This is a genomic window from Pacificoceanicola niger (assembly GCF_048553275.1).
Classification (GTDB): domain Bacteria; phylum Pseudomonadota; class Alphaproteobacteria; order Rhodobacterales; family Rhodobacteraceae; genus Pacificoceanicola.
Map to the genome: position 1 here is coordinate 106,448 of NZ_JBLZMW010000005.1, position 21,853 is coordinate 128,300.

Sequence of the window (21,853 nt, forward strand, 5' to 3'; positions counted from 1 at the left end):
ACCAAATATAATCAGGCGGATGAGCGGTATGTTCAGGATATTCCGGGGCTTTTCCCTTTCTCTTCTGGTCCTCGCCGGGGCGGGGGCCGCGACGGCTGCGGAAAATCGCGGCGCTGTGACAAACCTGCCCCTGCCGCGGTTTGTCTCGATGAAGGCATCCGAGGGCAACGTGCGGCGCGGGCCGTCGCTGACCCATCGCATTGACTGGGTCTACAAACGCCGGGGCATGCCGCTTGAGGTGACCGCAGAGCATGGCCATTGGCGCCGGGTCCGCGACCGTGACGGCGCGGGCGGCTGGGTGCATTATTCGTTGCTGTCCGGCGTGCGCACCGTTCTGGTTGAAGAGGACATGCTGAAACTTCACCAACGCGCCGACTTGAACAGCCCGGTGACCGCGATGCTTGAACTGGGCGTTGTTGCGGATCTGGGCGAGTGCACGGTGAGCGCCTGCGAGCTGAGCGCGGGCGGATTTGAAGGCTGGGCGCCGAAGACCGCGCTTTGGGGCGTCGATGCGGATGAGGTCCGGGAGTAATCTCCCCCGGACCCCGCCGTGCAATCAGTCCGCCAATTGGTGCCGCAGTTTTTTCAGGTAGACCGTAACCAATTCCAGCGCCCGCTCTGCGCTGCCCGCTTCTGCGTAGCAACGGAACTCCGGCGCATTGCCAGAGGGGCGCAGGTGCACGATGTCGCCGGAGGCAAAGGTCACACGCAGACCATCGGTTTCATCGAGCCGCGCTTCGCTGCCGGTGTCGCGAAAGAAGCTGGCGCGCGTGTCCGCATCGGCGCTGAGCGCGGCGATGAAGGCTTTGGAACGGTCCGTCTCGATCCCGGCGATGCGGTCGGCGGCCGTAAAGCGCGGCGGCAGCGCATCGGCCAGAGCGGCCAGTGAAATGCCCTGCTTTGCGGCCTCGGCCAGTGGCGCGAGAATCGGCAGCAGGCAATCGCGGGTGAGCAGCGGCGCCAGCGGACCCGCCGGGCCATGCGCCTCGAACCCAAGAAGGAACCCGCCGTTGGCCTCGTAGCCGACGACCTTCGCGCCGCTGTCCTGCGCCAGCGTGTCTTCCATGGCCGCAATGACATAGGGCGAGCCGATGCGCGTCAGGGTGATGCGCTCGAACTCCGGCATGTGGCTGATCATGGTGTTGGAGCTGACCGGGGTACAGAGCACCTTGGCCCCGAGCGCCCGCGCGGTCAGTGCGCCGAGGACATCGCCGGGGATCACTCGCCCGGCGGCATCGGCGACCATGGGGCGGTCGGCATCGCCATCGGTGGAGATGATGGCATCAAGGCCGTTCTCCGCGCACCATCCCGCCAGCATCGCGCGCGTATCCGGGTCGAGTGCCTCGGTGTCGACGGGGATGAAGGTGTTGGAGCGGGCAAGCGGCACCGCCTCCGCCCCGAGCGTCCTGAGCACATCGACCATCACGTCGCGGGCCACGGAGCTGTGTTGATAAACCCCGACGCGCAGGCCGCGCAGGGCCTCGCCAAAGCCGATCACGTAGCGCTGCGTGTAATCGGTCACGGCGTTGCGGGTCTGGCGCTGCGGAGCGTCGCCCCTGGACAGGCTCTTGCCACGGTTGGCGGTGATTGCCTCTTCGTCGGGTTTGGTGATCTCTCCGGTGGGAACGTAGAACTTGAGGCCGTTACGATCCGCCGGGATATGGCTGCCGGTGACCATGATCGCAGCCTGCCCCGCGTCCAGAGACGACAGGGCCAGGGCCGGTGTCGGCAATACGCCACAGTCAATGGCCTGCACCCCGGCGCCCTCGATCGCGCGCAGCACCCATTCGGCGATTTGCGGCGAAGACGGGCGCAGATCGCGGCCCACGTGAACCGCGCCGCCATGCGGGCAGGCCGCGAGGAAGGCGGTTGTGTAATCCGTGACCAGATCTTCGGTCAGCTCCGTAACCAGCCCGCGCAGGCCGGAAGTTCCGAATTTCGGCGCCATTCCGCTCTCCTTTGTCGTTAAGCCGTTGATGCCCAAGGCAGACGGCAAAGGCAACCGATTTGGCCGCTTGCAGGGGGGTCGGGGCACGGCTATCACGGTCTTCCCACAGTGCAGGAGGCCCCCTTGTCCGACACCCTCGATCGCATCAGCCGCACCATCGCCACCGAGATCAACGCCACACCGAAACAGGTGACGGCCGCTGTTGAATTGCTGGACGGGGGCGCGACGGTGCCTTTCGTGGCGCGCTACCGCAAGGAGGTGACCGGGGGTCTGGACGACACGCAGCTGCGCACGCTCAACGACCGGCTTGGCTATCTGCGCGACATGGAAGCGCGGCGGGCGACGATCCTGTCGTCGATCAAGGATCAGGGCAAGCTGACCGACGCACTGGCGCGGCAGATCGCGGGCGCCGAGACGAAGGCGACACTGGAAGACATTTATCTGCCCTACAAGCCCAAGCGCCGCACGCGGGCGATGATCGCACGGGAAAACGGGTTGGAGCCGCTGCTGCGCGGAATCATCGACGACCGGAGCAAAGACCCGGCGACGCTGGCGGCGGGCTATCTCAATGCCGAGGTGCCGGATGTGAAGAAGGCGCTGGAGGGGGCGCGCGATATTCTGGCCGAGGAATTGAGCGAGAATGCCGATCTGCTCGGGCGGCTGCGGAGCTTCATGCAGGCGGAGGCGCGCATTTCGGCGCGCGTGCAGCCCGGCAAGGAGCAGGAAGGCGCGAAGTTTTCCGACTATTTCGACCATTCGGAGAAGTGGGCGGACATCCCGGCACACCGGGCGCTGGCCATTCTGCGCGCCGCGAAGGAGGAGATCGTCACCATCGAGATCGCCCCTGATGCGGAGACCGGCGTGCCGCGCGCGGTCGGGATGGTGGCCAGTGTGCTGGGCACCAAGGGCGATCAGCCCGGTGATCTGTGGCTGCGCGACGCAGCCGCCTGGACATGGCGGATCAAGCTGAGCCTGTCGATGTATGTCGATTTGCTTTCGGATCTGCGCAAGCGGGCGCATGAGTCCGCGATCGAGGTATTTTCCCGGAATTTGAAAGACTTGCTTTTGGCCGCACCGGCGGGGGCAAAGGCGACACTGGGCCTTGATCCCGGCATTCGCACCGGGGTGAAGGCAGCGGTGGTGGATGCCACCGGCAAGGTGATGGAGACGGCAACGCTCTATCCGTTCCAGCCGAAAATGGACGTGCGCGGGGCCGAGGCGAAAATCCTCGACATGGTCAAACGCCACGGCGTGTCGCTGATCGCCATCGGCAACGGCACAGCCAGCCGCGAGACGGAGCGGCTTGTCGGAGAGACCCTCAAACTGCTGCCGAAGGGAAGCCCCGCGCCGACCAAGGTGATCGTCTCGGAGGCGGGTGCCTCGGTCTATTCGGCGTCCGAACTGGCGGCGAAGGAATTCCCCGATCTGGACGTCAGCCTGCGCGGCGCGGTGTCCATCGCGCGCCGTTTGCAGGACCCGCTGGCCGAGCTGGTGAAGATCGAACCGCAGAGCATCGGCGTCGGCCAATATCAGCACGACGTGGATCAACGGCGGCTGGCCCAGGCGCTGCAAGCGGTTGTCGAGGATGCGGTGAACGCCGTGGGTGTGGACCTCAACATGGCCTCCGCGCCGCTGCTGTCCTACATCGCCGGGCTGAGCGCCAATATCGCGCAGGCGATCGTGGATCACCGCGACGCCAATGGCGCGTTCGGCTCGCGCAAGGCGCTGATGAAGGTGCCGGGGCTGGGCGCCAAGACCTTCGAGCAATGCGCCGGTTTCCTGCGTATCCAGGGTGGTGACGAGCCTCTGGATGCCTCCTCCGTCCACCCCGAAGCCTATGGCGTGGCCCGGAAAATCGTGAAGGCCTGCGGGCGCGACATCCGCGCGATCATGGGCGATGGCACCGCTTTGAGAGGGCTGCGCGCGGAGCAGTTTGTCGACGACACCTTCGGCCTCCCGACGGTGCGCGATATTCTTTCGGAGCTGGAAAAGCCCGGCCGCGATCCGCGTCCGGATTTCAAGACCGCGAGCTTTGCCGACGGGGTCGAGGACATCAAGGATCTCAAGGCCGGGATGCGGCTTGAGGGCACGGTGACCAATGTCGCGGCATTTGGCGCATTTGTAGACGTCGGCGTGCATCAGGACGGGTTGGTTCACATCAGCCAACTGGCGGACAAATTCGTGAAAGACCCACACGAGGTGGTGAAAGCCGGCGACGTGGTGACCGTGACGGTCACCGAAGTGGACGTGCCGCGCAAACGCATTGGACTGTCGATGCGCAAGGACGGCGGACAGGGCGGCGTGCGTCCCGAGCGTCAGGACCGGCGCGATGCCCCCCGCAGCAGCGCACCACGCGGTCCAAAAGGGCCGCCACCAAAGAGCAAGGGCGACAGTGGGGGCAGCACGAGCGCTCTCGGCGCAGCTTTGCTCGATGCGATGAAGAAGGGCCGATAAAAGGCCCTTCTGCCAGCCGTTCTATCGAGCAATCCAGCGCGGAAGACCCGTCCGGGCCAACGCGCCGCGCGCCTGTCGCGCCGCGCCGCCGGAGACACGGTCGATTTCCACCAAACCCAAGGCTGCAAACCCTTCCCTTGCCGGCGAAGTTCATTCTGCAACGCAGAACGCGGATTGGCCTGCCTGTTTTCATTTGCTAAGCATGGCGCAGCACCTCCAGAACAGGTTTCCAAAAATGGCTTTCACGACAATTATTCCTGTCATTCTCTGCGGCGGGTCCGGCACGCGCCTATGGCCGCTCTCCCGCAAGAGCTACCCCAAACAATTCGCCAAGCTGATGGGAGAAGAGACCCTGTTTCAGGCCTCCTCCCGGCGCATGTCCGGCGAAACCGAAGCGCTGGCCTTTGACAAGCCGATGGTGCTGACCAACGCCGATTTCCGTTTTATCGTGACCGAACAACTCGCCGAGGTGGGCATTGATCCCGGAGCGGTGCTGATCGAACCGGAAGGCCGCAACACCGCGCCCGCCGTTCTGGCCGCCGCGCTGCATGCCTCGCAGAGCAATCCCGATGCCGTGCTTCTGGTGGCGCCGTCCGACCATGTTGTGCCCGACGCGGCGGCATTTCATGCGGCTGTCGCGCGCGGCCTCGCGGCCGTCGAAGAGGGTAAACTCGTGACCTTCGGCATCGCGCCGACCCATGCGGAAACCGCCTACGGCTATCTGGAGCTGGCTGGCCGTCCCGACGAGACCGGCGCGGCCGTGGCCCTGACCCGCTTCGTCGAAAAGCCCGACGAGGCCCGCGCATCCGAGATGCTGAAGGCTGGCAACTACCTGTGGAACGCGGGGATCTTCCTGTTCCGCGCCTCCGACATCATCGCCGCTTTCGAAAAGCACGCGCATGATCTCTGCGCACCGGTCAAGGCCGCGGTGGCAGATGCGCAAGCGGACCTCGGCTTCCTGCGGCTGGCGCCGGAGCCGTGGAGCGGCGCGGCGGACATCTCGATCGACTACGCGGTCATGGAGAAGGCGGACAACCTCTCCGTCGTGCCGTTCGCGGGCGGCTGGTCCGACCTTGGCGGCTGGGACGCAGTGTGGCGCGAAAGCGGTCCGGACGCGCAGGGCGTGGTGGCCGATGACAACGCCACCGCCATCGACTGCCACGACACGCTGCTGCGCTCCGAGGATCCAAACCTGGAGATTGTCGGCATCGGCCTGAACAATGTCATGGCCGTGGCGATGAACGACGCGGTTCTGGTGGCCGACATGAGCCGCGCGCAGGACGTGCGCAAGGCCGTCTCCGCGCTGAAGAAGAAGGGATCGCTGCAAGCCGCGCAGTTCCCGAAGGATCACCGCCCGTGGGGCTGGTTCGAGAGCCTCGTGATCGGCCAGCGTTTCCAGGTAAAGCGCATTCTCGTGCATCCGGGCGCGTCACTGTCGCTGCAAAGCCACTTCCACCGCTCCGAACACTGGATCGTCGTGGAAGGCACCGCGAAGGTGACCGTCGATGACGAGGTCACGCTCCTGACCGAAAACCAGTCCGTCTACATCCCGCTCGGCGCGGTGCACCGAATGGAAAACCCGGGCAAGGTGCCGATGGTGCTGATCGAAGTACAAACCGGAACCTATCTCGGCGAGGACGACATCGTGCGCTATGAGGACGTCTACGCGCGCGGATAATCGCCCCGCGCCACCACCGATCGAGAATCTTCAAGAACAAGGCGGCACCTGACATCATTCGGGTGCCGCTTTGACGTCTTTGGTCCCAAAATACCTCGGGGGAGTCGCAGCTTTGCTGCGATGGGGGCAGCGCCCCCTCCCGCGCCGCAGGCGCGCCGGTCGCCGCGCGCAAGCGCGGCGAAACCTCAGTTCGCGGCGGCCGCCACCGTGGTGGTGATGATCGACGGGGTGATCTGGCGGATGACGCGGCTCCAGCGGGTCACCGGCTGCTCGGAGACAAAGATCACGTCATTGGGCCGAAGTTGAAAGCGCGTGGCGAGCATGAAATTTGCGGCGTTGCGCCCGTCGAGTTGCCATGCTGTGACCGCACCGAATTCGCGCGCATCCTCGGAGCCGCGCAGAACGTAGATTTCCCGCACATTGCCCGTCTCTGTCGGAACGCCGCCGTTGCTGTAGAGCGCGTCGGCCAGCGAGGCGGTCTTGCCGAAGGGCAGCGGGTAGCGGCTCTGCTCCGACACTTCGCCGGTGAGGTAAACGTAATCGCGCTCGACCGAGTCCAGTTCCAGCCGGGTGAGATAATTCTGCCGGGTGTCCTGCATGGCGTTGCGGCGGATATTCACCTCGGCCTGCAGCTCGTTCAGGGCGTTGATCCGCGCCGATTGGCGGAACTGTGCCGTGCGGATTTCCTGCTCGAAGTAGGCCTGCGCCTGGCCCAATTGCAGTTCGGTGTCGACAAAGACGCTGTCGCCTGCCTGGAGGCGGGTGCGTTGCAGACCGCGATTGGAATAAAGCTCGTTGAGCGGGATCTGGTAGAGCGTGCCGTCACGATAGATCCGGACAGAGGCATAATCGAGATTCTCGGCATTCACCCCACCCGCAGCGGCAAGCGCCTCGTCGAGATAAAGCGGCGTGAGACCGATGGAGGCCACGGCAGGCTGCGCCACCGCGCCACCGATCGAGACCTTGCGTGAGTTGAACTCGGCGATTTCGAGGCTGAAGGTCGGGTCGATCTGGTTTTCCACCAGCCTTTGAAACAGCTCGGCTTCGGCCTGATCAATGGTCATGCCGCGCACCTGCACGCGGCCGACATTCGGGATGGCGATGGCACCGTCGTCCTGCACGGTATAGCCCTGCCGCGAGTTCGAGGCGGCCAGCAGTCCGGTGAGTTGTTCGACAGTGTTGCCGCTCTGGGGCGTGGCGAGCAAAAGCACATCGCCCACCCCGATGCGGTATGGCGCGTCAGTGACCTGCGGCGGAACACGGGTTTCGAGCAGGCTGCTGGCGCGGCCCGGATCCTCGAACGGACGCGGCAGCGCGCCGCTCCCGCGCGGGTTGGCACCTGCGCCTGCAGCGGCAAAGAACACGCCGGGAAGCTGTTTCGGACGGTAAGCAGAGCGGTTTGCCGAGAGCACGGTTTCAGGGGTCATCTGCACGACCCGGACCTTCGTGTCATCGTCATTCAAAGGATTGACGCTCGGGGATTGGTACACCACGTCGCATCCCAGAAGAGCGACAAATGCCAGAGTGGCGAAAAATGGCCTGAGCATCGGGAAATCCTTCGGTCCGTGATATGATCCGGTTTTAGTCGGTCGCGCCTGGAGGTGCCAGTTTTCGGCGGTCCTGCCACGAAAAAAGGCGAACCCGATGCAGGTTCGCCTCATTATTTCAAACCGCCGGAGATCCGGACTTACTGTTGTGGGAAGGTGTTGGGCGTTTCACCTCCGCCGCCGCCACCGCCGCCAGCAATTGCAGCCGCTGCTGCAACGCCCGCGATAACGGCCGCACCGCCACCGCCGCCGGCACCGAAGAGGCCGCCAAGGATCGTGCAGTCATCGTCGGTTTGCGCCGTGGACTGGTCGCTGTCACATTCCTGCTGCTGCGCCGGCACAGCCGTCGCGCCCGCCATGGCTGCAATCAGCACGAAAGACGTAAGAACTTTCTGTTTCATGATTTGCACTCCGAAAATCATTCTGGTTCGGGCGTACACCATCCACCACTTTCGCGCAACGCAAGCAGTTAACCTTTCGGTAAGCTTGCCGCAAATAGGCGACGGATGCCGCATTATCAGTCTTTCAAACGCTCGATCAGGACATATCCGACAAGGGGACTGAGCCATTGGCGGGATTTGCGAACCACGCCGGAGCCGTCGATCCAATAGCTGTTGTCGATTCGCAATCCGCCACTGTCAAAACAACTCTCGTCGACCCGGCGCGCGGCAAAGCTGCCCGCCAGGGTTTGCGCGGTTTCCCGCCCTGCCTGCGTATAGTCACATTTGAAAGCGCGGATTTCGAGGCTGTTTTCGTGGGTGAGGTAGCGATGCACGCGCACGCCCCGTTTCGCGCCACGGCGCAGCGCGGCGACAACGTCGGAGACATCCGCCGAGATCAGATCGTCGCCAAGGGCGCGGCTGGCGGTCACAACCCCGCCGATCAGGCTGAGGCTGGCGCCATCCTGCGTGTTCCACTGCTGCACCGCACCATTACGTGGCCCCGGCGTCAGGCCCGCCTGAATACCACTGCCGAACACTTCAACAAAGAGCAGCGGTCCGCTGAACCGTGCGATGGCCTCTGGTGTGAGCGATTCGCGCAGGTTCGGCGGCGCGGCATTCTGGCCGAACGTCGAGGACCACACGCCACGCAGCGCGCCGGAGCTCAGCCCATCGTTGCCGCAGGCGGCCAGCATCAGCAGTCCAAGGAGCCCAAGCAGACGCATCATCGCCAGAACCGCCCCCATTGCTCCTGCAAGCCGTCCTGATGGTAATCCCGCACATCGTTGTAGAGCCTGCCAATCACGTTCAGGCGCGCGCCGCCGTCCCGCAGCACCGGGCGGATCGTCCGCGAAACGCTGCGTGTCGACTTGCTCCCGGTGATGGCCGAAAGCGGGATATCGAAGCGAATACCCTTGTCGAAGGAGCCTTCCCCGAAGGTATCGAAGGGCACATCGGTCAGCGTTGCGAATGCGCCGATCCTGATGCCGTTGGCGAATTCGCGATCCACGCTCAGCGTCGCACCCCAGTCCCCGGCGAGGTAACGGCCCATGTCGAGTTGATAGTGGAAATCATTTGCCGCCTTGTAATAGGCGGACAGGTGCCCGGTGACGGTCTCGTAATCGCGCAGGCCAAAGCCCTGATCATAGGCGCGCTGCCGCACGTAATTCAGTTCGGCCCCGAGGGCGAGGCGGCTGTTGACCGGCTTCCACAAAACCTCGCCCGAGACCCCGGCATACATCGGTTCGAGATAGCCCGCCGTGACCCGGCCATAGAGATCCTTGCCAGGGCGGAAGTAGCGGGCGATGGTCAGGTTGGTCAGCGCGGTTTCGCCCTGCTCGGCATAGAGTCCGACGTCGGATCGTACGCGTTGCAGCACGGAATCCGAAGGGCGGGTGTCGCCCCGGTTGCCGGTCAGCCGCTGTCGCAGGGTGCCGGAAAGGACAAGACCGCCGACCGGCTCATAGCGGAAGCGTCCCTCGACGCCCACATCCACGCGGATCGGGCTGTCAGGGTCGAAATAGGTGGCCTGCAGATACGGGCCGAGGCCCCAAGTGAACGAAGGCGTCGCCGGTCCGGACAACGCCGGAGCAAGATCGCCAGTCGTGGCATCCTCGATCCGGGCGCGGGCGAAGGTCTGCCACGCGCCATCGGGGGCGTACTCCAGCTCCTCCAGGTCGCTGCGCCGGAGGATGATGCGCGAGAGCGGCGTGCCATTGGCCGAGACCGGAACAATCTCGAACTGTTCGATCGAAGCCGGCATGAGCACGCTGAGGGTGCGCGCAATCCGTCCAACCGATTGCGCCGTATTCATTGCGCTGGGGTTACGGAAGCGCACAAGAGCGCGGCGCGGCTCAACCGTGAAACCATCAAGGCTGAGACCTTCGGCGACGAGAACCTGCGCCACGCTGTCGCGTAGCCCCTCGGCGGCGCCTGCCTGCCGGGTCCAGCCAAGATCGGCAGCAGCGCCCGGCGCCCGCACCAGGAGCGGCGGCGGCGCGCCTGCGCTCACCGGCGCGCGGCGCGTGGGCTTCTTCGCGTTGAGCGTATAGCTGAACTGCACCGCGAGCGTGCTGCCGTAGAGATAGCCCGCACGCATGTCGACGCCATTGCGGAAACGATAGTTGACGCCAAAGTTCAGAGGCGACGCACGATCAAACCCGGTGTTGGCCTGTTCGAGGCGGTAATTGTCGGAGGAGTATTCGAGCGCCAGACGGAAGCGATCATTGACGGCATATTCCACACCACCAAACAACGCGGCGTCCCCGCGGAACCATTGGCTGGTGTCCAAACGGCCGGTTTCGCCGACGCCGCGCACCTGCTTGGGGCGGGTCTTGAACCGGTCCGACAGCACGCCAAGCGGGTTGATAAAGCCATTATAGCTGCCGTAGCGGCCCCAGCCGATGCCACCGGTGGCGCGGAAGTTGCCGAAGGTCTTTGTTGCGACCACATATTCGCCCGCAAAGACGCCAGTTCCGCCAAAATCCTGCAAGGCGATGGTCACCGCCGGGCGATATCGCCCCTCTTCCATGAGCTGATAGCGCAGATCGAAGCTGCGGTCGTAATAGTCGTCACCGGAATTGAAGAAATCGCCAAACGCGGTGTAGCGGAACACGCCGGAGAGGCGCGGCGTGATCTGGAAATGGAAGGTGGTGCGGGCGGTCCCGTCGACGAAGCCGAGCGTGGCGGTCAGATCCGCGTCCCGCATCTGATGCGCGATGGGCATGTCGACCATGCCCGGCACACCGGTGAAGGCGAGCGTCGGGCGCGCCCATGGGTCGGTCTGTGGCACAGCCTCGCCACCCATGCTTGCAAAGAGGCACAGGGATACCGCGAAGGATCCGATCCGAAGGCGCAAGTGCGGTCTCCTGTTCCACCCAGCGCGCGGTGCGGCCCCGATCGGGCCTGACGCGACAGCCAAGGCCCCAGCGGGCCTGCTCTTCTTGTGCCGGTTTGCACGCGTGGAATAAAGGGGCGCGATCTGCACCGGGGCCGTTGCTCCCTGTCCCGTGCCGCAAAAACCACATCTGGCGAGATCGCACAACGCAACCGCCTCATTTATGGCCCTGTGGGCGGCGGTACAGCGGGAAGAACCCCGACGGCGGTGCGGACGCATTGGCTGGGGCGAGGGCGGCGTAAGCCTTGCGATCGACGATAAGACCGCACAACTGCGGACTTCGGCTGCCGTTGGCAAAACCACGCTTGAACCGGTCAAGCCCGGACGTTTGCTGGCCCTCCGCGCTGTCAGGCGCCCCGCCAAGCGTGATACGATGCTCCGCAAAGCTGTTGATCGAGGCATCGTAGACCGCGTAGGCCGCCCCGATGCCATAGCCCGCCTCACTGGATGCGGCGAGGTGACTGTAGAGGCGATCCCCGGCGCGGACCCAGATATGCGCGGACAGCAACGCGCCATCCTCGGCAAAAGCGCCAAAGCAGGGGAAGTCCTCCGGATGTGCTGCAAGATGCGCGAAATGCGCCGGGGAAAAGCGATGCTGCGCGCCCAGGCCGTGGCGCGCGCTCAGCGTATCGTAAAGGCCGATAAACGCGGCGAGATGATCGGCCAGCGGGATCCGGCGAGCCGCGCAGTGCCGCAAGGCGCGGCGGACTTCGGCGCGGTGATGCTTGGAAAAGCGAACCGGCCCGTCACCGGGGACAATCGTATGATGCGGTTTATATGGCCGCGCAAAATCAAAGCCTTGCGGTGTGTCCGCGCAAAACGGGTCGGAAACGAGAACAAGGCTGACGACGCCCAGCGCGGAAAGCTCGTCACGGAGCGCCGCGCGGCTGCAAGCCCTCAAATCAGGCGAAATGGGGTAGGCGCCGCAGGCGTCGATCCGGTCCGTGCCCGGGATCGTCCGCAGGCGCAGCGGCACGCCGAGGGCATCGCTCATGTGCACGGGGTCGCGCCCCGGCAGGGTTTGCGCATAGGCGCGGGAGTTGTACGGATGGGTCATCTCAGCACCGTCCGGACTGCGGCGGCGATTCGGTCCATGTCCGCTGCGCCATAGCGTTGATCGCAAGGCAGCGTGAGCAATTGCTTTTGCAGCATGGCCTCTGATGGCGGCGGGTTATTGGTGACCAACCGGGGCCAGTGGCGCGGCGCAAAGATGCGTTCCCTGGCGAGCCCAGCCCCAAGCGCAGCCGCATCCGGGACGCGGATCGGAAAGCCAAGCGGTGTCCATTTCGGCGCAGGATCAGGCCAGAGCGCAAGATCGGAGAGATGCGCATGCAGGCGCGCGTAATTGGCGCGGCGCGCCGCGATGAGCGCGTCGGCCCGTGTGCCCTGCAAGATGTTCCGGGTGTGGGCGCTCATGGCATGATCGCTTACCGTCATGGCCGCCTCCGCGCGTTGAAAGGCGGCGTACCATGCGGCGTTGTTGCGATCCTGCGGATCCGCTGCCCGCATCAATCCGGCATGGCGCAGGCGCGCGGTGGCGGCGGGACGCTGGCGCGGGGCCGGCAACAGACCACGGGCATCGACGAGAATGCCACCATCCGGCACGGCCAGCAGCTTGCGCGGGCTGAAGAGCCGTAAATCGGCCCAGGGCGTCGCGCCCGTATCGGCGGCCTGCGCGCAATCCTCGACCCAGGTGACATCAGGGCGGCTGCGGGCAAGCGCGGCAAGGTTCGCGTTCGGCCTGCCGAAATGATTGAGACCAAGGACCAGATCACCGGGCCGCAGCGCTTCGTCCAGCGCATCCACATCCGGCGTCAGAGTGTCATCACCGCCGTAGATCAGGGGCGCGCGGGTGGCTTCGGCCATGTCAGCACAGCAATAGGCAGGCAGCCAGATGCGACGTGGCGCAAGGCATTGAAGGATATGTGCAAATCCGGAACGGGCGTTCACGAAGGTCAGCGCCTGCGCGGCGGCGTCCGTCCAGAGCTCCCAGAGGTTGCCCGGCACCGGCGCACCGGGCGCGCCGATGGCAAAAACACCGCCAATGGCGTGAGGGTCAGTCGCGGGTGAGCGTGGCATTGAAGCGGTAGGCGGCGGCGTGAACCTGCGGCGGAAGCTCAGAAAAACGACAAACAAGGCCCAGATCGGCGGCCAGATGCGCCAAGGTCTCCTGCTCCCACCATGTACCAAAGGCGTCGGTTCCGGCGGCCACATGAGCGGCATGGGCCGCGCGGCGTTCCGGGGTGTCGAAGAAACAGTCCTTGCGGGCGACATCGGGCACAAAGCCGAGGAAGATCCGCAAATCCGGCGCAGCAATGCGCAGCACGTCGGACAGAATGGCGCGTCCGGCTTCGGGGGTGAAGTGCTGCCATGCACCATACATCATCACGCGGGTGAAGGGCGCTTCGGGACGGGACGACAGTGACGCGATCTCGGCCACGTCCATTTCGGCATAGGACAGGTTGGGCGCCGCATGATCGGCGCGCGCGACTTGCAGCATGGCCCCCGAGATATCGACGCCCAGCGCGGCCTTGGCGGGCTCGGCCAGCGGCCTGGTGAAGACGCCATTGCCACAGCACAGATCAAGCAGATGATCATCCGGGCGAATGTCCAGTTCGGCGGCGATCTGCGCCAGAAGCGCGTTGAAATGCTCGGTCGGGATCGGCTTGCCGTTTACCGTGTGCCCCACCTGCGCGAGATGAGCGCCGGGATCCAGCTCGGCCACGCGGGCGTCGTAGAAGGCTTTCCAGTCCAAGGGGTGCTCCGGCATGGTTGTGGGCCGTGTATAGCGCAGGGCAAGGCATGGAGCCAGAGCACGCAGGACCGGCGATTGTTTCAGCCCCCTGAATGGCGTAGACCTTCAGGAGATTGGGCAAGGCCGGGCACGACACGATGAAACTTGAATTCCTGCTCTGCGGCAGCGCCAATGACGGCTTTTTCTCGCAAATGGCCTTCTTTCGGAAGTGCCTTGATCATCTGGGTGGCGATGAAGCCGCGGCGCGGCTGGTCTGCGTGTTCGGCGATCACGACCTGCCGGAAATCCCCGCACGGTGGCAGCCCTATTTTGCCAATATCGACATCCATTGGGCGCATGAGCCGGGCGCGGAGAACCGCTTTCACGTACGCCAGCACAATATGCGGTTCGACCTGATTGACCCGAACGCCGATGTTTCCTTTATCTGCGATGCGGACGTGGCGCCGATGCGGTCGGTTGCACCGCTGGCGCAGGAGATCATTGACGACCCGGCGCTGACTGGCGCTATCGCCCACTACCACTTCCCGCGTGATGGCATGGAACGCGACCCGCAGCGAGATTGGGAAGAGATCGCGCTGGCCGTGCTTGGGAAGACAATCCCGACGCCTTACCGCTACACGCTGCTTCCCGAACACAGGCCCCCTCTTGCGCCGTTCTACATCAACTTCGGCGTCTTTGCGGGCACACCGGAACTGCTCCGGCGCTTTCATGCCCGCGACATGGAGATTCGGCCGATGGTCGAGGAAATCCTGAACGAATGGTGGGCGCCGCAGGTTTCGATCCCGCTGACCTGTGCGGACCTTGACCTGCCGGTGCGACCCATGCCGATGCGATGGAATTTCCCGAATGATGAGATCGCAGAGGCGCGATACCCCGAGGAGGCGGCCAATATCGGCCTGCTGCATTACCTGCGCCCCCTGCCCTGCTCCCGCAGCGACGTGTTCGCCGATCGGGACGTGTTCGAAGGCTATATGGAAGAAACGCTCAACGGGACGAACGCCGTGTTCCAGGCCTGGGTGCGTGATGTGACGGGCGGGGTGTTTCCGTTTCCCTGACGCTCAGGGCGCGATGTTGAGCGCCTTGACCTGCGCAAAAAGCGCATCGCGTGTGGCGTCATCATAGCGCCGCCCACCGAGGTCCTCGCAGCGGGTTCCGAGGTAGGTTTCGCTGAACGCCGCGTTGCTGGCGGCAAAACGGGCGCGCAGGGCTCGGGCCTCTGCGCTGCTCATCAACACCGCCGGGATGTCCTGCCCTTCGAAGCGGGCGAACAGGTCCCGATAAAGCGATAGACGCTCCGCGATCTCGATCCGATTGAGCAGAAGCGCGGTGCCCAGCGCCTTTGCTCCGAGCGATTTATTGGCATAGGCGGCGGCGTCGGTTGGGTTGCCCCGTGTGGGTTCGGGCAAGGCCGCAGGGTCCACCGGCAGACATTCGAGAAATCCCGTCAGAACTCCGCCGCTGGCATCGAACACCCGGCAGATCAGGTTTTCCGCGCCGAAAGCCTCCGCCCAACCCCGGCTCTCGTGCATATAATCCGCCCCTTCCAATGCGGCGGCATAATCGGCAAGACTGCGAGCCTCCCCTTTGAGCTTAACCATCTGATTATACTCGGATTCCGCCAGTTCATCCTGGGAGCGGACAAAAAAGATCACTTTCACCGCCGCTATATCGGGCAGCGTGCCTATCCAGTCTCGCACCCGCGCGATGTCCGCCAAGGGAAAGTTCTCCGAGCTCAGGAGGATGTTTGGCGCGGCGCTGGCGGCAATCTCGGCGGCGGTGTCGGTGCGCACCTGCTCGGGATTGTTGGCCGGGATCATGTATCCAGGAACATCCGCGATGAAGCCCTTGGCCAGGCTCTGATGGCCATGACCGCGCCCCATGTCTCCGGTCATGAGGTAATCGACACCGGCGGCCAGCAGCGCATCACGCTGCGTCGCGCAATAACGCTGGATCGCGGTGGTGCCGGTCTTGCCACGGCCGATATGCAGGTAAAGCGTTCTCATGCCTGAAGAATGGCATGATGCTCAGTCAAGCAAAAGGCCCCGCAACACGCAGGACCTTTTGTTAAGGACTCGGATCTTACTCAGCCGGAAGGCGGGATTCGACCGACGCCAGGCGCTCTTCGAGCTGAGCAATGTAGATATGCGCCTTTTCCAACTCGTTCAGCATGCCGGCCACTTTTTGGGTCACGTTGAACGGGCCGTTTTCGTCGGTTGGGCCAACATTGGGCAAATGTCGGGACGCGAACATCATTTCGGCCTGCTCGGCGATGGTCGGCAGTGGGTAATCCGCGTCGAACACCCGATCACAGCCCGACCCGCAGACCGCGCCGGTGGTGGTCAGATCGCCCATGAGGACCATGTCGCCCTGTTTGCTCAGTGCCATTTGCACGCCGCCATCCGAATGCGAGATCAGGAAACGGTTGGGCGCATTGTTCTCATGCGTGAAGAACCACGATTCCGTTGTGGCCGTGTTCTCCAGCGTGATGTAGCCACCGCCGTTGTTCTCCAGAAGCATCATCTGCTTGACGCCCGCTCCGGTGCGTTTGACGTGCAAGGCCGCATCGGAGGTCAGAGTCCCGATCCCGACATCGCCATCGGTGTCCACGACAAGCGCGTTACTCGGCGCGGTCGGCCGGATGCGGAACGGCAGCGTGGAGCCATTGCTCGCATCCCGGATAAAGAAGCTCGTCTCGTTACCAGCGAGGTCCCAAGATTGCGCGGCAAAGCCGGAGGACCCATCCTGTTGGAGCCTCATCGTCGGCGTGTCGCCATCAACCACGTGCACTTCGACAACCGGACTGGACGTGCCAAGACCGAGGCGGCCGCCGTCATCGAGGTAAAGCGCGCTGCTGGGTGCGTTGGCTTCGAGCGTGAAAACGCTGCGGTTGGCGGTCGCATCCATCACGCGGAAGTATTCGCCGCCGCCATTGGCGTTCGAGTTCACCTCGATGCGCCAATCCTGATTGGGAAAACTTCCCGTCGACGTGTCGTCGAAATGGATGCGCAGGTTGTTTTCCTTCAGCCGGACGGTGTCGGACCCGTAGGATTCCGTGGTGGCACAATCAAAGCCAACACAAAGGCTGTTGTGGATCGTCGTGTTCGAGTTGATCAAGTTTTGTGCACTGGCACTGCCAGCCAGCAGACAAGCGACAGTCGCCGTTGTGAAAACGGAATGATTTGTGGTGATACCCATCAGAATTCTCCCAATAGAAACAATGCCAAGACAAAAAACTGCGCCGAAATTCCGGTACGCTTGAGGGCAAGTATAACCCAAACTCAACAAATTTTGTGAAAAAAGACCGGTCAGGGGCCTCAGGTAAGGTGATCCTTACCCGAGGGCAGCCCTGATACCGACGTTCGCGATCAACGACTGGCGCGGGGCGCATTGAGCCGTGTCATGCGACCCTGGATTGCTATTTGGATTCTTGTTCGAGCCGGGCGACCCGGTTCAGCAGGGCACGTATGGCGACATCCTGATCCGCGATTCGCGCGCTCTGCCCTGTGATTTCCGCCGCTTGTTTCGAAACCGTATCGTGCAGTTGCCCGATGTAGAGATGCGCCTTTTCCAGCTCATTGAGCATACCGCCGGTCATGGCAGTGAGGTTGAAAGGCCCGTCCTCGTCTGTGGGACCGACGTTCGGCAGGTGCTTCATCTCGCGCATCATCGCCGCCTGCTCGGCAATCGTGGGGAGCGGATAATCCTCGTCGAAGACCCGGTCACAGCCCGCATCACAACTGCCGGCGGTGTACAGCGCGCCGGGGATCGTGAGATCGCCGGTGCGGGTCAGGGCCATTTGCACGCCGCCGTCGGAGTGGTTGATCATAAAGCGGTTGGGCGCATTGTTTTCATGGACAAAATACCACGATGCGGATGCTGACGTATTGGTTAGGGTAAAGTATGAGCCGCCGTTGTTCGTCATGTTGAACATCTCGCGCACCGCTGCGGGCGCCGGGGCCGTGTTCTCCACCCGCAAGGCCGCGCTGCCATCGGTGCGCAACACATGCAAGGCCGCGGCAGGCGCGGCTGTGCCGAGGCCGGTCTTACCGGTCGCGTCAATGTAGAAGGCACGGTCCGGCGCATTGGTCCGGATTTCGAATGGCAGCGTGCTACTGCCAGGATCGCTTAGGTAGAACCCGCCAGCGTTGCCATGCAGCCGCCACATGTGCCCCCCACCCGCCGTCTCGAAGGCGATGCCGGGATTGCTGGCATCGACGAGGTGAAGATCCGCCTGCGGAATGCTCGTGCCGAGGCCAAGATCTCCACTATCATCGAGATAGAAGGCATTCGCCGGAGCATTGGCCCGCAACGTGAACAGCGTCCGGTTGGCATCGACGTTGGAGATCGCGAAATAGCTTCCCTCGGTCGGGCTCGAGCCATTGGCATCCATCCGCCAATCGACGCTTGGGAAACCGGCGGTGGAAGAATCCTCGAAGACAAGACGAGGCTCCACCTGTTTCAACTTCAGCGTTGTATTGGTGAAGTCCTCGGTGTTCCAACAATCGGGCCCGGCACAGAAGCGGCCATCAATGCTGTAATTCCCGCTCAGCACGGTTTGTGCCGATACAGGCGCACACAAGGTCAGAAGGCCCAAAAGCACTCCCGTGTACAACGTTGCGAAATGGTTCATGGCATGTGCCCTGACAAACCCCAGAATTGGGCAGTTCCGGCCCTTTTGTAACAATCGGCCCCTGCCCCTGATTGATCCCGGAGATTGTCCACGAATGATTAAAAAGGCGTTTATTTCCGACTGTCACCGCTACAATCGAGGCCCCTACCTCTTTGCGCCGAAGCCACGGCACGCTCGCCCGGACCGATGATGCGGGCGCGCCAACAGGCCAAGCGCGAGGGGCGCGCGGCCCCCGGGACGACCTTCGATTTGCACTCTTAAGGAGAGTCAAATTTTCACCTGTTTTGTGAGGGTCGGTTTTCACGGTTCTTCAGACGTGTTCCCCCGACCGGATTTGTGGCAAGTGGCGAAGTCTCCACGATCAACCAACACCTCCAGAAAGTTATTATATCATTGTTTTTAAATCACTAAAACTGCCGCGCTTCGTTGCAACACTCCGAAAAATCGCGAGTCACGTTTGCCGGGAACGAAAGGTTGACGGAATCGCTGGCGCCTCTTACTCTACTCATAATTGTAGTATCGTTTTCATTTCTAAAATCATTCGGGGAGATGCACGTTGGTTTCTCTTACCTATCCCGGCGTCTACGTGGTTGAAAAACCAAGCGGCGCACGCCCCATCTCCGGGGCCTCCACATCCATCGGAATGTTCGTCGGGCGGGCGCAGAAAGGCCCCATCGGCCGCCCTGTCAGGCTGACGAATCTGACGGAGTTCATCCGAACCTTTGGCGATGACAGCGCGGTCAGCGACATGGCGCGCTACGTCCGGCTGTTCTTTACCAATGGCGGTTCCGACCTCTACGTGATGCGGATCGCCAATGGCGCGGTGCCCGCGTTCGTTCATTTGCAAAATGAGGCGGGGGCCAACACCCTGACCCTGACGGCCAAGGCCGCCGGGGCCACCGGAGAGACCATCCGCGCCCGTGTCAGCTATGGCGGTGAGGAGCCGGAAGCCCGCTTCAACATGGAAATCTTCCGTTGGGGTCCAAACGCCGCCGGTGTGAACGTGGAAAGCGAGATCGAGGTTTACGTCAATCTGACGATGAACCCGAATGATCCGCTTTATGCCGAGACGTACCTGACGCAAAACAGCGCCCTGGTCGATGCGCAGGACGTCGGCCCGGCGGCGAGCAATGGCATGGCGCTGATGGGTCGGCCCTTGCCCGGAAACACACCTGCCGCATTCCGCAACGCCTTTACCGCGCTGGTTGACGCCACACCCGGCGCCCCGGGCGGCACGCATTTTGCGATCTCCGTGGACGGGCTGCCCTATGTCGAAGTGGACCTGACGAGCACAGCGGCAGCGGTGGCCGCCGACGCGTCCGCCTCTGCGAACGCAGTGATCGACGATACGCTGGCTCCGGAGCTCCAAACCGTCATTCAGCAGGCGTATCAGGATCAGGGCACGCCCGGCGTTGCCTGCACCGTGGGGCGCGAACAGGGGCCGACGATCGGCGGCACCCCGACCCGCTATCTGACGATCACATCCGACAATGGCGGGGATATCCGCCTGCGTCCGGCAACGGGCGGAAAGGATATCACCGCCACCCTGATGATGGGGCCCGCAAACGGCGGGCTGGAAATCGGCGCCCATGCGGCGCGGCGTCCGGCGCCAACGGGGATCAGCATTCGCTTCGCCGATGCTGCCGCACTGCGGACCTTTTCGGCGCGGGCAAACAGCACACTGGATCGGGTGGATCTTCCGGGCCTGAACGCCGCCGGAGCCCCGGCAACGCTGAACATCACGGACACCCGTCCCGGTGCGAATGCCGCTGACGAGATCGTCACGGACACCTACGCCAGCAGCGCGAACGGCAACCACGACGGGGTCCGCCAGCGGCTGAACCAACTGCGTGATGCGATCAATGCACACCGGGCCGCCAATCCACGCCTCTCACCTTGGACCGCAACGACAAGCGGTCTGCGCCTGACCCTGAATTCGAGTACGGCGGGCGACACCGACGTGCCCACATTTGTTGCGCAACCTGCGGACTGGGCGGCGGCCACGCGGGTGCTGAATGTGCCGCGATATACCGTTGGAGCCGCAGGGGTGGCCGGGCTGCAGCAAGCAGCGGGCGCCGTGGCCAGTGACGGCAACCCGCCGCAGCTGGTAGATTACACCAACGCTTTTGCGGTGATCGACGAAGAAGTGCGCGACTGGAACATCATGGTGCTGCCACCGGACAACACCACGGTGCAGGACATGCAGCCCTTCATCGCCGCGGCCTCGGCGTTTTGCCGGGAACAGCGGGCCTTCCTGATCGTCAATCCGCCGGAAACCGGCCTGTCGCCGCAGGACATGGCCACCGCCGCCGATGCGCTGCGCGTCGGAGTCGCGACGGATCATGCCGCCGTCTACTATCCGAACATCCTGATCAACGAAGGCGGTCGGCAGGTGTCTATCGGCCCGGCGGGTGCCATGGCGGGCGTCTATGCCCGCACCGATCAGACGCGTGGCATCTGGAAAGGACCGGCGGGTCAGGATTTGCCAATCCTCGGCATCACCGGCGTGGCGCGGCAGTTGTCCGATGGGCATGTCGGAATGCTGAACCCGCGCGGCGTGAATTGCATCACGCAGGCGTCCTCCGGCATCCGGCCCTGGGGGGCGCGCACCTTGGCGGGGGCGAATGAGCTGGCCAGCGAATGGAAATACATCAACGTCCGGCGCACGGCGCTTTTCATCGAAGAGAGCCTGTACCAGGGGCTGCAATGGACGGTGTTCGAACCCAACGGCGAAACCCTGTGGGGGCAGATCACGCTGAACGTCGACACCTTCATGGGCCGGTTGTTCCGCGAAGGTGCTTTCAAGGGCACCACCAAGGCCGACGCCTATTTCGTGCGATGTAACGCCGAGACCACCACGCAGGCCGATATTGATGTCGGCGTTGTGAACGTGCTCGTCGGCTTCTCTGCGCTGAAACCGGCGGAATTCGTGGTCCTGACGCTCCAGCAGATCGCTGGCCAGGCGGATACCTGAGGGGGAGAGACGCCATGAGCACCGAATTTCCGATGAACGCCCACCGGTTCGAACCCTACAAGACTTTTCGGTTTCGGGTGATGTGGGATGGCAAATATGTCGCCGGGGTCTCCAAGGTTTCGTCGATCAAACAGACTGTCGAGACGATCACCCATCGGCAGGGCGGCGATCCGAACATCCAGCATATCGGCCCTGGGCTGGTGAGCGCCGAGGCGATCACGCTGGAACGCGGCATCACCTGGGACAAGGAGTTCGAGATCTGGGCGCGCAAGGTGTTCGAGCCCGGCGAGCTTGGCATTCTGTCGCTCCAGGGCTTTCGCAAGCCGATGACCATTGTGCTGAACAACCTCGCGGGCGAGGTGGTCCGGGCCTACAATATTCACAACTGCTGGGTTTCCGAATACGAGATGCTGCCAGAACTGGACGCCAATTCCGCTGGATACGCCATCGAACGGCTGGTGATCCAGAACGAAGGCGCGAGCCGGCAGGAAATCCCGGAAAAAGCCGAAACCTGACGGGGTGGCCCCGGGG

The 21,853-nt window shown here is 63.5% G+C and carries 17 protein-coding genes; 6 read left to right on the forward strand and 11 right to left on the reverse strand.

Going from position 1 to position 21,853, the window contains the following annotated elements; genetic code table 11:
• Positions 1-28 precede the first annotated feature (28 nt).
• Positions 29-532, forward strand: coding sequence for an SH3 domain-containing protein (locus ACN2XU_RS08910; RefSeq protein WP_419410078.1), 504 nt, complete (start codon positions 29-31; stop codon positions 530-532).
• A gap of 24 nt (positions 533-556) precedes the next feature.
• Here ACN2XU_RS08910 and ACN2XU_RS08915 read toward each other — a convergent pair whose 3' ends face one another.
• The gene (locus ACN2XU_RS08915) at positions 557-1,948 is read right to left on the reverse strand and encodes a phosphomannomutase (protein ID WP_419410079.1); all 1,392 of its coding nucleotides are present in this window, start codon (positions 1,946-1,948) and stop codon (positions 557-559) included.
• A 123-nt stretch (positions 1,949-2,071) separates the two neighbouring features.
• Between ACN2XU_RS08915 and ACN2XU_RS08920 the strand changes: the two genes are divergently transcribed.
• Positions 2,072-4,402, forward strand: coding sequence for a Tex family protein (locus ACN2XU_RS08920; protein WP_419410080.1), 2,331 nt, complete (start codon positions 2,072-2,074; stop codon positions 4,400-4,402).
• 235 nt (positions 4,403-4,637) lie between these two features.
• The gene (locus tag ACN2XU_RS08925) at positions 4,638-6,080 is read left to right on the forward strand and encodes a mannose-1-phosphate guanylyltransferase/mannose-6-phosphate isomerase (protein WP_419410081.1); all 1,443 of its coding nucleotides are present in this window, start codon (positions 4,638-4,640) and stop codon (positions 6,078-6,080) included.
• Between the two features lie 185 nt (positions 6,081-6,265).
• On the opposite strand, the gene ACN2XU_RS08930 is transcribed toward ACN2XU_RS08925, so the two are convergent.
• The 7 genes from ACN2XU_RS08930 to ACN2XU_RS08960 all read right to left on the reverse strand — a co-directional run bounded on the left by ACN2XU_RS08930 (position 6,266) and on the right by ACN2XU_RS08960 (position 13,718).
• The gene (locus tag ACN2XU_RS08930; protein ID WP_419410082.1) at positions 6,266-7,627 is read right to left on the reverse strand and encodes a polysaccharide biosynthesis/export family protein; all 1,362 of its coding nucleotides are present in this window, start codon (positions 7,625-7,627) and stop codon (positions 6,266-6,268) included.
• Positions 7,628-7,767: 140 nt separating this feature from the next.
• Positions 7,768-8,028 carry a hypothetical protein gene (locus ACN2XU_RS08935; protein ID WP_419410083.1) on the reverse strand — a complete coding sequence of 87 codons (261 nt, stop codon included), beginning with the start codon at positions 8,026-8,028 and terminating at the stop codon, positions 7,768-7,770.
• Between the two features lie 116 nt (positions 8,029-8,144).
• Positions 8,145-8,813, reverse strand: a complete 669-nt coding sequence (locus tag ACN2XU_RS08940) for a YjbF family lipoprotein (RefSeq protein ID WP_419410084.1) — start codon at positions 8,811-8,813, stop codon at positions 8,145-8,147.
• A complete protein-coding gene (locus ACN2XU_RS08945; RefSeq protein ID WP_419410085.1) occupies positions 8,792-10,924 on the reverse strand; it encodes a YjbH domain-containing protein in 2,133 nt (710 codons plus the stop codon). The genes ACN2XU_RS08940 and ACN2XU_RS08945 overlap by 22 nt, the downstream gene beginning before the upstream one ends.
• A 196-nt stretch (positions 10,925-11,120) precedes the next feature.
• Complete coding sequence (locus ACN2XU_RS08950) at positions 11,121-12,020, reverse strand: GNAT family N-acetyltransferase (protein WP_419410086.1); 900 nt, start codon at positions 12,018-12,020, stop codon at positions 11,121-11,123.
• On the reverse strand, positions 12,017-13,042 hold the full coding sequence (locus ACN2XU_RS08955) for an aspartate aminotransferase family protein (RefSeq protein WP_419410087.1): 1,026 nt from the start codon (positions 13,040-13,042) through the stop codon (positions 12,017-12,019). The genes ACN2XU_RS08950 and ACN2XU_RS08955 overlap by 4 nt, the downstream gene beginning before the upstream one ends.
• Entirely contained in the window at positions 13,020-13,718 is a 699-nt protein-coding gene (locus ACN2XU_RS08960) for a class I SAM-dependent methyltransferase (RefSeq protein WP_419410088.1), read from the reverse strand. Before ACN2XU_RS08960 ends, ACN2XU_RS08955 begins: the two co-directional genes overlap by 23 nt.
• A 137-nt stretch (positions 13,719-13,855) precedes the next feature.
• On the opposite strand from ACN2XU_RS08960, the gene ACN2XU_RS08965 reads away from it, so the two are divergent.
• Positions 13,856-14,773: a hypothetical protein gene (locus ACN2XU_RS08965; RefSeq protein WP_419410089.1), complete on the forward strand. Its 918-nt coding sequence runs from the start codon at positions 13,856-13,858 to the stop codon at positions 14,771-14,773.
• 3 nt (positions 14,774-14,776) lie between these two features.
• Here ACN2XU_RS08965 and ACN2XU_RS08970 read toward each other — a convergent pair whose 3' ends face one another.
• From ACN2XU_RS08970 to ACN2XU_RS08980, 3 genes are all read right to left on the reverse strand, one after another.
• On the reverse strand, positions 14,777-15,721 hold the full coding sequence (locus ACN2XU_RS08970) for a hypothetical protein (RefSeq protein WP_419410090.1): 945 nt from the start codon (positions 15,719-15,721) through the stop codon (positions 14,777-14,779).
• A gap of 76 nt (positions 15,722-15,797) precedes the next feature.
• Positions 15,798-16,913: a hypothetical protein gene (locus ACN2XU_RS08975; RefSeq protein ID WP_419410091.1), complete on the reverse strand. Its 1,116-nt coding sequence runs from the start codon at positions 16,911-16,913 to the stop codon at positions 15,798-15,800.
• A 220-nt stretch (positions 16,914-17,133) separates the two neighbouring features.
• Positions 17,134-18,348, reverse strand: a complete 1,215-nt coding sequence (locus ACN2XU_RS08980) for a hypothetical protein (protein WP_419410092.1) — start codon at positions 18,346-18,348, stop codon at positions 17,134-17,136.
• Positions 18,349-18,904: 556 nt separating this feature from the next.
• Here ACN2XU_RS08980 and ACN2XU_RS08985 point away from each other — a divergent pair.
• The gene (locus ACN2XU_RS08985) at positions 18,905-21,322 is read left to right on the forward strand and encodes a phage tail sheath family protein (RefSeq protein WP_419410093.1); all 2,418 of its coding nucleotides are present in this window, start codon (positions 18,905-18,907) and stop codon (positions 21,320-21,322) included.
• Positions 21,323-21,336: 14 nt separating this feature from the next.
• The gene (locus tag ACN2XU_RS08990) at positions 21,337-21,837 is read left to right on the forward strand and encodes a phage tail protein (protein ID WP_419410094.1); all 501 of its coding nucleotides are present in this window, start codon (positions 21,337-21,339) and stop codon (positions 21,835-21,837) included.
• The last annotated feature ends 16 nt before the right edge of the window (positions 21,838-21,853 follow it).